At 61.8% G+C, this 14,232-nt stretch carries 13 protein-coding genes; 6 read left to right on the top strand and 7 right to left on the bottom strand.

The window, feature by feature from the left end:
• Positions 1-88: 88 nt before the first annotated feature.
• Together msrA and AOT96_RS11410 are read right to left on the bottom strand one after the other, a co-directional pair.
• Positions 89-802, bottom strand: a complete 714-nt coding sequence (gene msrA, locus AOT96_RS11415) for a peptide-methionine (S)-S-oxide reductase MsrA (RefSeq protein WP_020905733.1) — start codon at positions 800-802, stop codon at positions 89-91.
• On the bottom strand, positions 741-1,919 hold the full coding sequence (locus AOT96_RS11410) for an acyltransferase family protein (protein WP_047272742.1): 1,179 nt from the start codon (positions 1,917-1,919) through the stop codon (positions 741-743). The genes msrA and AOT96_RS11410 overlap by 62 nt, the downstream gene beginning before the upstream one ends.
• Positions 1,920-2,179: 260 nt before the next feature.
• Between AOT96_RS11410 and AOT96_RS11405 the strand changes: the two genes are divergently transcribed.
• The gene (locus tag AOT96_RS11405; protein WP_003944189.1) at positions 2,180-2,803 is read left to right on the top strand and encodes a superoxide dismutase; all 624 of its coding nucleotides are present in this window, start codon (positions 2,180-2,182) and stop codon (positions 2,801-2,803) included.
• Here AOT96_RS11405 and AOT96_RS11400 read toward each other — a convergent pair.
• The 4 genes from AOT96_RS11400 to AOT96_RS11385 form a co-directional block, all read right to left on the bottom strand.
• A complete protein-coding gene (locus tag AOT96_RS11400) occupies positions 2,800-4,149 on the bottom strand; it encodes a hypothetical protein (protein ID WP_065351761.1) in 1,350 nt (449 codons plus the stop codon). The genes AOT96_RS11405 and AOT96_RS11400 overlap by 4 nt on opposite strands.
• Positions 4,150-4,192: 43 nt before the next feature.
• Complete coding sequence (locus tag AOT96_RS11395) at positions 4,193-5,341, bottom strand: AI-2E family transporter (RefSeq protein WP_042453218.1); 1,149 nt, start codon at positions 5,339-5,341, stop codon at positions 4,193-4,195.
• Complete coding sequence (locus AOT96_RS11390; protein ID WP_003944155.1) at positions 5,331-5,903, bottom strand: HdeD family acid-resistance protein; 573 nt, start codon at positions 5,901-5,903, stop codon at positions 5,331-5,333. Before AOT96_RS11390 ends, AOT96_RS11395 begins: the two co-directional genes overlap by 11 nt.
• Positions 5,904-6,059: 156 nt before the next feature.
• A complete protein-coding gene (locus AOT96_RS11385; RefSeq protein WP_042453224.1) occupies positions 6,060-7,409 on the bottom strand; it encodes a DUF1254 domain-containing protein in 1,350 nt (449 codons plus the stop codon).
• A 165-nt stretch (positions 7,410-7,574) separates the two neighbouring features.
• On the opposite strand from AOT96_RS11385, the gene AOT96_RS11380 reads away from it, so the two are divergent.
• On the top strand, positions 7,575-8,102 hold the full coding sequence (locus AOT96_RS11380; protein WP_003944138.1) for a hypothetical protein: 528 nt from the start codon (positions 7,575-7,577) through the stop codon (positions 8,100-8,102).
• A gap of 294 nt (positions 8,103-8,396) precedes the next feature.
• The gene (locus tag AOT96_RS11370) at positions 8,397-9,110 is read left to right on the top strand and encodes a TMEM165/GDT1 family protein (protein ID WP_058227350.1); all 714 of its coding nucleotides are present in this window, start codon (positions 8,397-8,399) and stop codon (positions 9,108-9,110) included.
• A 3-nt stretch (positions 9,111-9,113) separates the two neighbouring features.
• On the opposite strand, the gene AOT96_RS11365 is transcribed toward AOT96_RS11370, so the two are convergent.
• Positions 9,114-10,148, bottom strand: coding sequence for an Lrp/AsnC family transcriptional regulator (locus AOT96_RS11365; protein WP_054781284.1), 1,035 nt, complete (start codon positions 10,146-10,148; stop codon positions 9,114-9,116).
• A 99-nt stretch (positions 10,149-10,247) separates the two neighbouring features.
• Here AOT96_RS11365 and AOT96_RS11360 point away from each other — a divergent pair, with 99 nt between their 5' ends.
• Genes AOT96_RS11360 through AOT96_RS11350 form a run of 3 tightly spaced genes read left to right on the top strand, consistent with a single transcriptional unit; the run spans position 10,248 to position 14,226 of the window.
• Positions 10,248-11,465: an MFS transporter gene (locus AOT96_RS11360; protein WP_065351760.1), complete on the top strand. Its 1,218-nt coding sequence runs from the start codon at positions 10,248-10,250 to the stop codon at positions 11,463-11,465.
• Positions 11,466-11,478: 13 nt separating this feature from the next.
• Positions 11,479-12,741, top strand: a complete 1,263-nt coding sequence (locus AOT96_RS11355; RefSeq protein WP_030535849.1) for an amidohydrolase — start codon at positions 11,479-11,481, stop codon at positions 12,739-12,741.
• A 33-nt stretch (positions 12,742-12,774) separates the two neighbouring features.
• The gene (locus tag AOT96_RS11350) at positions 12,775-14,226 is read left to right on the top strand and encodes an amidase (protein WP_065351759.1); all 1,452 of its coding nucleotides are present in this window, start codon (positions 12,775-12,777) and stop codon (positions 14,224-14,226) included.
• Positions 14,227-14,232: the final 6 nt, after the last annotated feature.

Genomic DNA, 14,232 nt, shown 5'->3' with positions numbered 1-14,232 from the left:
CACACTCTTACATCGAGATTCCCTTTGTTTCGATCTAGTTGCAAGTGTTAACGAGCTGAATCACATGTGTCCTCCAACACCTGTCCAGTTATTCGCTCGGCGGAAGGATGTCCGTCTGCGCCGGAACCTGATCCTGACGGAGCAATCCGACCGGGCAACTGACGCCCGTGGCATGCACCGGGCAGTAACCGCCGGGATTCTTCGCCAGATACTGCTGGTGGTAATCCTCCGCGTAGAAGAAGTCGCGCAGCGGGCCGATTTCGGTGGTGATCGCTCCATATCCGGCTTCGGCAAGCCGTTCACCGAAAGCGACGGCCGACGCATGAGCGATTTCTTCCTGCTCCGCGGACGTCGTGAAGATCGCCGAACGGTACTGCGAGCCCTGGTCGTTACCCTGACGCATCCCCTGCGTCGGATCGTGGTTCTCCCAGAAGTGCGCCAGGATCTGCTCGTAGGAGATCACTGCGGGATCGAAGACCACCAGCACGACTTCGGTGTGACCCGTACGTCCGGAGCACGTCTCTTCGTACGTCGGGTTGGGCGTGAAGCCGCCCGCATAACCCGCAGCGGTCGTGTACACGCCGGGAAGCTGCCAGAACTCCTTCTCGGCGCCCCAGAAACAACCCATCCCTACGACGACCGTCTGCAGTTCGGCCGGAAACGGCGGCGTCAGCGGATGCCCGTTGACGTAGTGCGCGGTCGGAACCGGCATTTTCTGCTCTCGGCCCGGGAGTGCGTCCTCAGGCGCGATCAGCGTGGATTTTGCGGACGCTCGTCCCAGAATGTCGTCGTACCAGCTCATGCTTCGATGCTACGCGCGAGCGACTGTTTCGCCACGCCGTGATCGCGCGGGCGCCGGGCAGCTCCACCCACCGGTAGCCGATTTCTGCTACCGCGGCCGTGGCCAGAAGGAAGAGCGCAAACGCCAGCGTCGGTCCGACGTACAAAACAGTGTTCTCGACGACGCGGTACAGGATCAGGGTGTGCACGAGATAGATGACGTAACTACGCGTCGAGAGCCACTTCACGACCGGCCAGCGCGTCGGGACGCCGTCGTAGCGGCCGATGAGAACTACCGCTGCAGCGACTACCGAAATGGTCCACAGATAGTGCTCACCGGCCCAGTAGACGCGGAACTGGGTCGCCACGATGATGACGTGCATCTGGACGAGGACGGCCGCGATCAGCCAGCGGCCGGGAGCGAGCTTCGCCCACGCGAGGTACATGATCTGGCCGAGGAAGACGGCCGGCAGCGTCGCGGCGATCTTGGACAGCATCGGCACGGTGTACGGCAGCGGCGCGTAGACGTTGTAGAGCAGCACCAGCGAGCACAGCGCACCACCGGCGAGCGGCATGACGATCGGTCGCAGCCGCAGTATCGGGCGAGCCGCTACACATGCGAGATAAAAGAGGAATTGAACGGTGAGTGTCCAGGTCACTCCCAGAACTGCCACCTCGGGCTTGAGAAAGAATCCGCCGAGAAAAAAGCTCATCAACGCTTCGGTATCGGAAATACCTTCCTGACCGCTGAACATTCCGTTGATTCCGAGGCGGACCAGAAGAATGGCAATCGCGGTCGCCACCCAGAATGCGGGCAGCAGTCGACTGAATCGGTTGGTCAAGAACTTTCCGGGGCCGTCGCGAATCGCGGATCGCGTCACCAGAGCACCGGTAAGCATCATGAATACTGCGACGCCGACAAAAGAGAGGTGCTGGTTGAGTTCGGCAGGCTCGATCAAAACGCCGTAGACGACGTCGATCACCCACCAACCCGAGCCGAGATCGTCGATGACGTAGAAAGAGATGTGGGAGTAGATCACGGCGGCAACCGCCAGGGCTCGCAGCAGGTCAGCGCCCGGAAGATTCACCCGAGGCGCGGCCGCCTCTGGTGATTCCGGGAGGAAAACTGGTGCGGGCATCGCGCAAGTTTAAGGTTCCGTTCACCTTTACGACGAATTTGCGCATATTAGCTTACCCTTAGATCGGGGCAAGTTCGGTTTCCCAAACTTTATTCTTTGGTGATTACTACCTGAGCCGGACTGTTGCGGACGGTGTACGAATGTTATTGGGTGGAAACCCGAAGAATGATTTGCACATACGCGAGTGACGTCACGCCGTGACCGGTGATCGACGCACTCTAAAGCACCAGGGCTCACCAGCCCGCAAAGAAGGGACCCTCGTGTCTGTTTACACGCTGCCGGAACTCCCCTACGACTACGCAGCCCTCGAGCCGCACATCTCGGGCAAGATCATGGAGCTGCATCACGACAAGCACCACGCGGCTTACGTTGCCGGTGCCAACGCTGCACTCGAGAAGCTGGCCGAGGCTCGTGAGAACGACACCATCGCAGCGCAGGCCAACCTGCTCGAGAAGAACCTGGCGTTCCACCTCGGTGGCCACACCAACCACACCGTTTTCTGGAACAACCTCAGCGCTGACGGTGGCGACAAGCCCGAAGGTGAACTCGCCGCAGCGATCGACGACAACTTCGGTTCGTTCGATCTCTTCCGCGCTCACTTCTCCGCGAACGCCAACGCCATCCAGGGCTCCGGCTGGTCCATCCTCGCGTGGGACTCGATCGGACAGCGTCTGATCATCGTCCAGCTCTACGATCAGCAGGGCAACATCTCCATCGGCCTCACGCCGCTGCTGCTCCTCGACATGTGGGAGCACGCTTTCTACCTCGACTACCAGAACGTCAAGGGCGACTACGTCAAGGCATTCTGGAACATCGTCAACTGGAACGACGTTTCGGCTCGCTTCGACCGTGCACGTACCCAGACCGCAGGTCTGATCGTCTAGTCACGCTCTTCTCGCGAACGGCGGCGCCTCACCAGGGGCGCCGCCGTTCGTGTCAGCAGAGCACCACCGAGCAGGACCGTCGTGGCTCCGAAGACCAATGCCAGTGTGCGAGTTCCGGAGTCACCGCTGCTCGCGGTGGTCTGATTCACGGCCACCGGATCCGACAGCACCGAGGTCAGCTGAACCTGCTGCGGGGTGGTCATCGCGGGAATACCGGATTTTGCGCCGTCGAGGCCCGTGACCAGTGACTTGGCGATTCCTTGCAGCGTCGTGAATCCCTGGGTGATCTGATCGGTCACGTCACCGAGCATCTGCGGCGCCTGATCAGCGATGGGAATGAGGCCGTCGTTCAATTGTCCGGCAGCACTGCTAAGTTGATCGCTCGCGCCTTGCAGCTGCCCGACAGCGGTGCGGACTAGATCACCGAGCTCCGTATCGGGCCCGACCGAGCCACCCAACAGCGCCGGAACGGTGCCCAATTGCGCATTCAGCGCACCGAGATCCGAACTCACACCGGCCAGTTGCGCTGTCACGTCAGGCGGGATCGGAAGGCCGTTCAGCGCAGTCTGCAGCGTGTCGATTCGTGTCTTCAGTTCCGCGGTCGAGGACGACGCCTCCCCAAGCGTCAGGCCCAGTGAGTCCGCGCGCGTGGCCAGCTCTTCCGCCGACCCCGACGCCTGATCGACAACACCGGACACCTGATCCGCGACGCTCATCAGCTCCAACGCCCCGGACCGTGCGGTCTCGAGGTACGGCAGCAGAGTGCCTGCGCCTGCTTTCACCTGATCGATGGACTTTCCGGCCTCGTTGGTTCCGGCGACCAGAATCTGTGCGGTGGTGAGGTTTTGATCGATCGAGCGTCTGGCGGCCGACGTCTGAGCCAGCAGGCCCTTGATGCCGTCCGCGCCGACCTGCGCCGACACGGCCCGAGTCAACTCGGCCGACTTCTCCGAATCCGAGCCCTTCACCTCGAGGTCGACGCTCGCCTGCCGTGGATCCATGCCGAACATCGACGCGACGGTTTCGCTGAAGTCCTCCGGCACGGTCAACGTCGCGAAGTAGTTCCCGCCGGGGTTGTCGACCACCTGGAAGTCGAAGTCTTCGTTCTTGCCCAACGTGTCCACCAGTGTGTCGCCGGCCCGAAGTTCCTTGCCGTCGAGCGTGGTTCCCGCGTCGGCGTTCACGATCGCGACGGTGTTCGAGGTGTCGGCACCGCCCGCGAAGATCACGAACCCGATCCCCGCCACCGCAGCCGCGACGATCGCGGCCACACCACCGACTGCCAGCCGTCGACCGAGTCGTGACGGCCGGCGATGGGAGTTTTCTGTGGTGTTCTCGGCGCTCATGGGCGAGACGATAAAGCAACAACTTGTAGAAACACTGAGAGCCCTAGCCTGCGGGCGTCGCCGGCTTCTCAGACTCCTCGGGTTCCTCCTTCGGCATGTCCCGAGGGCCACTGATCAGGATGTCGGCCCAGCGCGTGGCTGGGTCGATGTCGAGCAGGACGGCCTTCACCAACAATGAGAGCGGGATCGCCAGCAGCGCTCCGAGCGCCCCGAGAACCCACGACCAGAAGACAAGTGAGAGGAACGTCATCGTCACCGACAGTCCGACGGCGTCGCCGACGAACTTGGGTTGGATGATGGACTGGATCACGAAGTTGATGACGGAGTAGACGACGATCACCCACAGCATCAGCCACGGCCCGCCCTGCAACAGTCCCAGGAGCGCCGGTGGAATCACGCCGATGACGAACCCGATGTTGGGGATGTAGTTGGTGATGAAGGACAGCAACGCCCACAGGACGGGCAGCTGAATGCCCATGAGCCACAGCGCGCCACCGTCGAGTACCGCCACGATGAGACCGAAGACCGTCGAGACCACCAGGTATTTGCGAGTTCCGGCGGCAAAGGTGGAGAGCGCGTAGGAGATTTCGGGACGTTGCTCGGACAACACATGCAACCGCGAGCGGATGCTCATGCCGTCGAAGGCCATGAACAGCAACAACGCGAGAATGAACACCAGATCCGACAGGATGCCGAGCAGGCCCTCCAGTCCGCTTTCGAGGACGCCCACAACCTTCGTGAGATCGACACTGCTGAGCGTGCTTTGGATCTGTTCGGTGCTCACGCCGAAGTCGGCCAACTTGTCGCGGCCCTCGTTGAGGAGGTTGGTCATCTCCTCGGAGTACTGCGGCAGGATCGTCGCCAACTGAGCCGTCGACACGATCAACGACGCCGCCAACCCGAGCAGGATCAAGTACACGGTGACCAGTGAGCCCAACATCCCGACCCACTTGGGCCACCCTCGGCGCTGTGACCAATCCTGAATGGGCTGAACGGCAATCGTCAGCACCAGGGCCAGGAATACCGGTCCGAGGATGCCGCCGAACACCTTCATTCCGCCGACGGCGACCACGGTGGCGGCAATACCGAGCAGGACGATCAAACCGCGCGGGATCGACCAGTTCTCACTACCGGACAGCGTGGGGATCGGAGTGGGAGCCTCGACGGCCGGCTTTCCCTTCTTAGAGAACACCGGCTTCCTTTGCCCGGCTCCTGATCTGGAATGCTCCCACGATCATGAAGAGGCCGAACAGGATTGCGTACCAACCCAACAACCAGATGAGGCTGATGATGCCTTCACCGGGCGCGATGAGAAGAATGATGCCGAAGATGACAGCAAGCACCGATGCGGCGAGCAACCATCCCCAACTGGATCCGGGCAGCGCCTTCATCTTGAAGGCGCCGACAATTCCGAAGATTCCGAACATGATGGCGTAGAAGGCAATTATGTACAGCAGCACCAGCGCAGTGATGCCCGGCCAGACCAGCGCGACGATGCCGGCTCCGACCGAGACGACGCCCGTGAACACCCACCAACCCCACGAGCTCAGATGCTCGCGGTCCCGAATGGCGCGAACTATCGTGATCAAACCGTCGGCGATGGAGTAGATACCGAACAGGAAAACCAAGGCCACCACGGTAATTCCCGGCCACACGAGCGCGATGATTCCGAAGATCACGCCGAAGATTCCGCGGATCAGGATCATCCACCAGATCTCTTTGCCGTACTGCACGAACGGATTCTGCGTGACCATCAGTAGCCTCCGAAACAAGCGGGTGTCTCTGACCGATTCAACAGCTCTTCAAACAGGGCAGTACCGACAGATCGTATGACTCTTGTGACCTTTCCGCCCATCGAAACGCGCGGCTGATACCGAGTTGTGCTCTTCGGGTACGAAGCGAGGGGACTTTCAGCCTGCTTCTCGAATACTTGCTTCTCGAATACCGGGCGCAGTCCACGATCCCGACAGCACTGCAGCCTTCGGCCAGTACAGGCGCAGAAAGACGTTGAAGTCGCCGGACGGAGCCGGCAGCCAGTTCCGCTCCTTCTCACCACCAGGGGATTCGTGCTGGAGATAGATGTCGAGGGAACCGTCGTCGGCAAACACCAGATCGCTTCGATCGCCAATCGCGTATCGGTCGATCGGGTTGTCCACGAAGAACTGCCGCTCGTTCATCATCGTGAGCGACCAGAAGCCCTCGACCGGTGGCAGCTCGTCCTTCTCGAAGTGCAGGACGTACTTCTTCGCCCCGGTCAGCGGCTTCCCGTCGACGTCCGTCGTGGCATGCGGGTACACGGCATCAGCGTCGAGATTGGCCCCGAAACCGAGCCAGACGATCAGAGCCCGCTGAGCGTAATGGGTTCCGTAGTGCCCCAAGCCGCGGTGCATCGTCCAGCCGTTCTTCGGACTGCCCTCGGCCTCTTCGGCGATCTCGCTCAGCACATCCATACCGGTTCGCGCAGCTCTATCGAGGGCATCACGTACCTCCTGCGGACGCGACCTCCAGGGCAAGGAGGAGCCGATTCCTATGTCGGACAGTTGTTTCATCATCTCGGTGTCCTCCGGACGCGGAGGATTGTCGTCGAGAAGTGCGTCGAGTCTGGTGAAGAATGCCTCGCCGTCCATGGCGGCCACCTGGTCCACCGGCGGCGTCCGCGTGTCGACGGCAGGGTTCACCGGCATTTCACCGGGCGTGTAGTCCTGCGGGTCACCCGTCCACTCCGACAGAGGAGTGAGTCGCGTCCGGTCCTGCAGGCTGTGCACTTCTGTCAGGTCTGTTCCCCCCGACGTCGCGTAGCGGGCGACTATCCAGTTCATCGCCGTCGGAGACCGCAGCAGCGTCAAACCCTTGGGCACGTTGCCTTTCCAATTCGGCCCGGCCACCAGGTACGGTCCCCCGGTCCGCCCGACTGTCCGAGATCCCGGAACCGTGAACACGTCGCTCCACGCGTCGAGGATGGGGACCAGCCAGTACCGGGTGCCGAAGTCCGGCAGTGAGAGCACCTGCGGTTCCGTCGAGACGTCCAGCCACCCCGACGAGTAGAGAGTGTCCGCGTTGGGTGAGACGACATCGGTGAAGGTCGCATCCGGCGTCGTACGCGCGTATGCGAACTGGTTGAGCGGGGCTTTCATCGCCACCGGCGAAGGCACCGCCGTCATGACATCCCGCGATACCGCAGCAATCAACAGGGGATATCCGAAGATCCACGCCTGCGTTGCCAGGTCTTCCAGCCGAGAACGGTTCTTCGACAGAGTCATGTCTGCGCATACCACCGCCCTCACCAGCGCAAACCTGGCTGGCACTCTCCCTCTCTTGTGTGCCAGTACCGAATGGGTGCATATTTCGATTACCCAACGAGGTGTGCCGGACCGACGCATGCGCGTCTGCCCGAGATTTGCCCCAGCACCGAGGGAGGAACAGAAATGAACAGAAACGAAGCAATAGGCATTTCTCCGTTCCAAGCCGCTGGGTCTTTGCAGGGGTTCGTCATTTCCGGTCGTTGGCCGGACACCACCCAGGAGTGGGCGCAGCTTCTCGCATTGGCTGTCCGCGTGGCCTCGATGCCAGGTTTGTTGCCGACCACGACGGTCTTCGGGGTCCGTGAAGACGTTCCCGAAGATCCGCAGCCGGGCACCGTCGGTCTGGTGGTTGCCGAAGGTCCGGTACTCGGCGATTTCGCCTTGACACCCGGCCGTTTCTCCGACCATCAGCCACCGGCGCTGATCATGCTGCACCCACCGTCGGAAACCACGCCCAGCCTGCCGGAATGCGAGGGCAGCGCGTCGGGGTGTGTACTGCTGCCAGGCCTTCCCTATCTGGGTTTGGAGCATCGTGCGGCGTGGGTCGAGGCTGAGCCGGACGGCACAGTCGTCTCCATGATCAGTCGTGTCGGCATCGATCCGATCAGCGATCCCGACACCGCTGTTTTGGCCATGCTCCTCGCCTCGTGACGGCCCCGGTAAGCGATAAGTTCGGACTCCCAAACTTGCTGTGCGCTTTGCCAATTCGTTTCAGGCGCGCTAACGTGGGCAGCAACGAAGGGGAGTAGCCCCCAATCGCCCGTGTCGACATACTGGTTCGACGCGCTCCGCCTGGTGCGGATCGCGAAGCACCCGGCCTGGCGAACCGAAGGTCTTGTGGCCTCGGTGGGCGAGACCTTCGGCCGGACAAGCGCACCCACTGCGCCTGCCCAGGCCGGAGGCTCGCATTTTTCCTCCGACCTACACCGACCGGAGGAGTAAATCTTGCTTGCCGCAATACTTTTGAGTTTCGGCGTCATTTTCGTCGCAGAACTCGGTGACAAGTCGCAACTGATGGCAATGACGTTTGCCTTGCGCTATCGCTGGTGGGTCGTCCTCGGCGGAATCACCGTCGCCACCACCCTTGTTCACCTCGTCTCGGTCGCCGTCGGCCACTACCTGGGCGTCGCCCTCCCCACCGCGGCGATTTCCATCGTCGGCGGTATCGCTTTCCTGATCTTCGGCCTCTGGACCTTGCGCGGTGACGATCTCACCGACGACGAGCAGAACAAGGCCGGTCGCGTCACGCGATCCGCCTTCATCGCCGTCGCCTCGGCCTTCTTCCTGGCAGAACTCGGCGACAAGACCATGCTCGCCACCATCACCCTTGCCACCGACAACGACTGGATCGGCGTCTGGATCGGGTCGACGGTAGGCATGGTGGCGGCCGACGCTCTCGCCATCATCGTCGGCTCGGTGCTGGGCAAGCACCTTCCGGACGGATTCATCAAGATCGGCGCCGCGGTGCTGTTCTTCGTCTTCGGTGTCTGGCTGCTGCTCGAGGGCATCTTCCCCGACTCGTCGGCCGGCATCATCGGCGGTGGCGTTGTCCTGGCCGTGTCCGTGCTGGGCGCACTGGCTCGGATGATCTGGAAGCGCTCCCGTGCGACCGACTCCGCTACGCACCTCGTCGACGACAATCGGACGCCGATCGACTGACGCTCAGCGAAGAAGGTCGCCGGCACCCCAAATTGCGACCGGGACATGACCTTCCGCCACTCCGCTTGGTCCGAGCAGCTGTCCGAATCGCTTCATCGGGTACAACGAGACACGTCGATCAAGGATCCGCACACTACCGATTCGACGGAGGCGATCCTCGACGACAAGACTCTGCGCGAGGCTGCTCAGCCACACGCTGATCAACATGTTCGCTGTTCCGGTGGTCGCTACCAACAATCTGATCTCCGGCCAACTCGACACAAGATTGCCGAGTTCGTCGGTGGAACCGTCCACAGCGACGTCGAAGATCACTTCGAACGGTGAACCGACGGCCTGTTGCGAGACATCGCAGCGGAAAATCAACTGTTGCGACGCAGTCAGTTGGGCCAAGCGCCGTCGAATCGCAGTCTCGTTCGTTCCACAAATCGCGGCGAGACGCGCATAGCTGGCACGTCCGTCACGGCCGAGCGCCTCCAAGAGGGCACCGTCGGACTCGCGGAACTCTGTCGGATCTGCCGGCACCGCAGCGCCCTTTGTCGATGCCGTTGCCAGCTGAGCCCGACCCGCTTGCCCCAGAGCGCCCGGCTCCCAGCTGAACCCGTCCCGGTACACCTTCACCCCGACCCGGCTTCTGATCGACAGAATTCCAGGATCGGCGGCAAGGTGCTCACACACCAAAGCGTCCAAACTCTTGTGGTCGGCGGCCACGACTCCGACGAAATATTCGTACTCGCCTTCCGTCCTGGCCAACAGATAGGCACAGGAGAGTTGACGTAACAGCTCCCCCACGTCGGCAACGGAATCCTGTGTGGTCCTGATCAGGAGATAGCCGAATATGTGGGTTCGACCGATTGCGACCGCGTTGACCCACGAATGACCGTTCGAAACGAGGCGACGCCACCGGCGGGCGATCGTCGTCGAATCCATGTCGAGCACTGACGACAACTGCGTCCACGACGCGCGGGGGTTGAGCTGAAGTGCATTGATGATCTCCAGATCAGATTCCGCGATGACAAATGCGTCGGATTCCGGCTTCATCGGCCCAGTATTGCCGGATTACTGCATTCTGGTCGGTGATCCCTGCCTGTTTGCCAAAGATGTGTGAATCACTTCACAGGTTCACCACTTGGAGGCCCAGTGCTTCGCTCCACCAAAGTCACGGTCGCGTTGCTGTTCGTCGCGTACGCGATCGACTACATAGATCGGCTGGCGATCAACCTCGCTCTCCCCTTGCTCGGTGAGGAGTTCGATCTCGACTACTCCCAGCGTGGATTGATCATCTCCACGTTCTTCATTGCATACACGCTGGCCCAACTGCCTGGTGGACTGCTCGCCGATCGATACGGCGCAGTCCGGATGGCTCTGATCGGGTTGGTGGCGTGGAGTGCCTTCACCGGCCTCACTGCCCTTGCCTGGTCGTTCGGGACGCTTCTGGTTGTTCGCTTTCTCTTCGGTCTCGCGCAGGGAGTGTTTCCGGCAGCTGCAGTAAAGCTCGTTGCCGAGCGGAGCATCCCGGAGCAACGTGCCACTGCCACAGGATGGATGAACAGTTCCAACGCCGTCGGTACGCTTCTTGCCATCGTTGTTGCGGCAGCACTTCTCCCGTTGATCGGCTGGCGTGGAATGTTTCTGGCCGTCGCGGCGCTCGGCGTACTATCGCTCGTCAGCATCAAGTTGTGGCTCCCGCCGGCACTTCCGGCGGAGAACGACCACGGTCTTCACGGTCCGGATTCCTCCTGGGACAACATGCGCACCGTACTTCGCTCCCGCGCGATGTGGCTCTTCGCCTTGATGTTCTTCGGATACGACTTCGTGATCTGGGGGATGTCGTCGTGGGTTCCGTCGTACCTCCATGACGAACGTGGAATCGCCCTCTCGAGTGCAAGCCTCCTTCTGATTCCGGCTACCGTGGTGGCCGCCGTGACCACCGTCATCGGCGGGCGAATCTCCGATCGGCTGGCTGGCAACAGTCGTGTCGTCGTGGTGCCGTCCATGCTCGCGTGCATCGTGATGCTCGTTTCGATTCCTTTCGTCTCCAACACGGCCTTGTTCGTCGTTCTCGTCACCCTCGGATCTGCCGCTGCCTCTTTCGCTTTCATGCCGTGTTTTGCACTGCCCCTGCGGGCTCTGCCTTCTTCGGTGGTCGGGGCCGCCTCGTCGATGATCATTTTCGGCGGCATGGTCGCCGGAATAGTCGCACCGCTTGTATTCGGATTCATCGTGGACCATCTCTCCTGGTCAGCGGCGTTCGTATCGCTCGCACTCGGGCCCGTCGTGGCGATCGTCGCGGTCATGGCAGCACCACAAACCCGAGAAAAGATGCTGAACCTGGTGCAACTGAAAACCGCCAACTGAAAGAAGATCAACCATGAATCAACTGCTTTCGAATCTCGAGTTCGGAGACCCGTCGCGGTTGCGAACCGTCGAGCCGCACTGGTTCGAGCTCTACCGCGACCTACACGCACACCCCGAGTTGTCCGGCGACGAAACTCGCACCGCCGCAATTGTTGCCGAGGAACTTCGGCGAATCGGCGGCTGGGACGTCACGGTCGGGGTCGGCGGTACGGGTGTCGTCGGTGTTCTCGAAGGGAGCAGCGGTCCGGTGATCCTGCTACGCGCCGACATGGACGCGTTGCCGGTGGCAGAAGACACCGGGCTGTCCTACGCCTCCAGAACTGATGGAGTCATGCATGCGTGTGGCCACGATGTCCACGTAACCGCGCTACTTGCCACGTGCGCCGCACTTTCCGCGGATCCGACATCGATCACCGGGACTGTTGTCGCGGTCTTCCAGCCTGCCGAGGAGACCGGCTCCGGCGCTCGTGCGATGGTCGACGACGGAATCTTCGACCGCTTCCCACGACCGGACCTCTGCCTGGGACAGCACGTGGGCCCGACTCCTGCGGGGATGTTGGTCAGCAAACCCGACATCTTGATGGCAGCATCCGACACGATACGAGTGGTCTTTCACGGCCGTGGTGGACACGCGTCCTCACCGTACGCATGCATCGACCCTTTGTTGATGGCAGCGTCTTTCGCGCTGCGCATTCAAAGTCTGGTCGCTCATGAAGCGGCAACCCCGACAGCACCTGTGCTCACGGTGGGAGCCTTGCACGCCGGCACAGCTGCGAACATCATTGCCGACGACGCCGAACTGCTACTCAGCCTGCGAACTTTCAGTGCATCGTCGCGAGATCACATGCTCGAATCGGTGGGCAGGATCGCTCGCGCAGAAGCTGACGGGGCAGGCGCCGTCGAACAGCCGGACGTTCATGCGTACAACGGCTTTCCGGCCACGGTCAACACTCCGGACGCCACGTCCACGGTGATGTCCGACCTGCGACAGGCCGGCTTGGGAATGCATACTCTGTCACAACCACTTTCGGGTAGCGAGGACTTCGGCATCTTCGGCACCGCCGCCCAATGCCCCTCCGTATTCTGGCATTTCGGCGGAACGGCACTTCAAAGTTTCGACGGAACCGCCCTTGCCGCGCTCGCTGAGGGACGGATACCACCCGGCACGCCGTCGAATCATTCACCGCGCTTCGCCCCAGATCCCGCCGCGGCCCTACCCGAAGGTGTTACAGCCATGACCGCGGCCGCGCTGGGAGCCCTTGCGCGGAGCGCGTGATTCCCACGCATACTGTCCCAGGGAGATAACGTCATGTCAGACGAACTGCACTACCTCAGCGCCACCGAAGCCATTGCTCACTTTCGCGCGCGGGAATTGTCTCCGGTCGAACTGCTACAGGCAATCATCGACCGAACTCAGAAGTTCGAACCTCACATCAATGCCTTCACCGAAGAGATGTTCGACGAGGCACTCGCAGGCGCCCGGGATGCCGAGAGCCGGTATCGCGGCCAAGGACCCGACCCGCGGCCACTGGAGGGAATTCCGGTAGCTGCCAAGGAAAAACATGCCATTGCCGGAAAGTCGCTGACCGAAGGCTCTCTGGCGGGGCGCGGCAACATCGCCCGCGAGAACGCACCGGTGATCGACCGAGTTCTGGCAGCAGGCGGTCTGATTCACGCACGCACGACGACACCGGAATTCTGCGTCGCGGCATTCACACACTCTCCTTTGTGGGGCGTGACCCGCAATCCCTGGAACCTCGATTACAGCCCCGGAGGTTCATCCGGAGGAGCCGGCGCCGCACTGGCCGCCGGAACTACTACTCTGGCAACAGCATCCGACATCGGCGGGTCGACGCGAGGCCGGGCAGGCTTTACCGGCACCGTCGGTCTCAAGGCCTCGTACGGGCGTATCGCCGGGGTCGCCCCGCTGTCCATGGATTCCTACCGTGGCGACGGTCCGATGGCCCGAACTGTCGACGACGCAATTCTTTTGGCCAACGTTCTGATCGGGCCGGATCCGCGTGACCATTCTTCCCTGAGGCCGGCGATCACGCTGCCACACGAGTACCCGTCGGTCGAGGGAATGCGAATTGCCCTGTGCCTGCGGCTCGGTGACTTCCCCATCGAGCCTGACATCGAGGCGAACACCCGGGCTCTCGCACAGTCGTTGGTCGATGCCGGCGCGATCGTCGAGGAGATCGAGTTGCCGTGGACTCGTGATTCGATGGCAGCAGCGGTGAAAGTCCATTTCGGAACGATCATGGGTGCATCCGTCGCGGAAGTTGCTCGCGTCCACGGTGATCTTCTTGCCGACTACACGCTCGACAACGTCGCGATCACGTCGAAGGGCGCTGCGGAAATGTCATTTCTGGACGGCCTTCGCAAGGAAACCCAAATGCAACGAGAGCTCGCCGAGGCGATGGCTCCCTTCGATGCGCTGATCTGCCCGACTTCGGGCACCATCGCCTTCCCGGCAGGCGAGTCTTTGCTCGACGGCCTCACTGTGGCGGGTCAGCACGTGAATAACACCGCCGAAGCACTTCTCACATTGCCGTTCAACGTCGCCAATCGGTGCCCCGTATTGGCGGTGCCGAGTGGACACGCACACAACGGCGTTCCCACGGGCGTCCAGATCGTCGGCCATACGTACGACGAACCGACCGTGTTCCGGATCGGCAAAGCACTGGAGAAGATCCGCCCGTGGGCATACACCGACCAGCATCAACCGAAGCTGAATGTGGTGACGCCGGCGTCCTCTTGATTGCTG

The organism is Rhodococcus sp. 008, from assembly GCF_001682295.1.
GTDB classification, from domain to species: Bacteria; Actinomycetota; Actinomycetes; order Mycobacteriales; family Mycobacteriaceae; genus Rhodococcus_F; species Rhodococcus_F qingshengii.
Note: the sequence above shows the minus strand (reverse complement) of the source record. Positions and strands in the feature narration are given on the sequence as shown.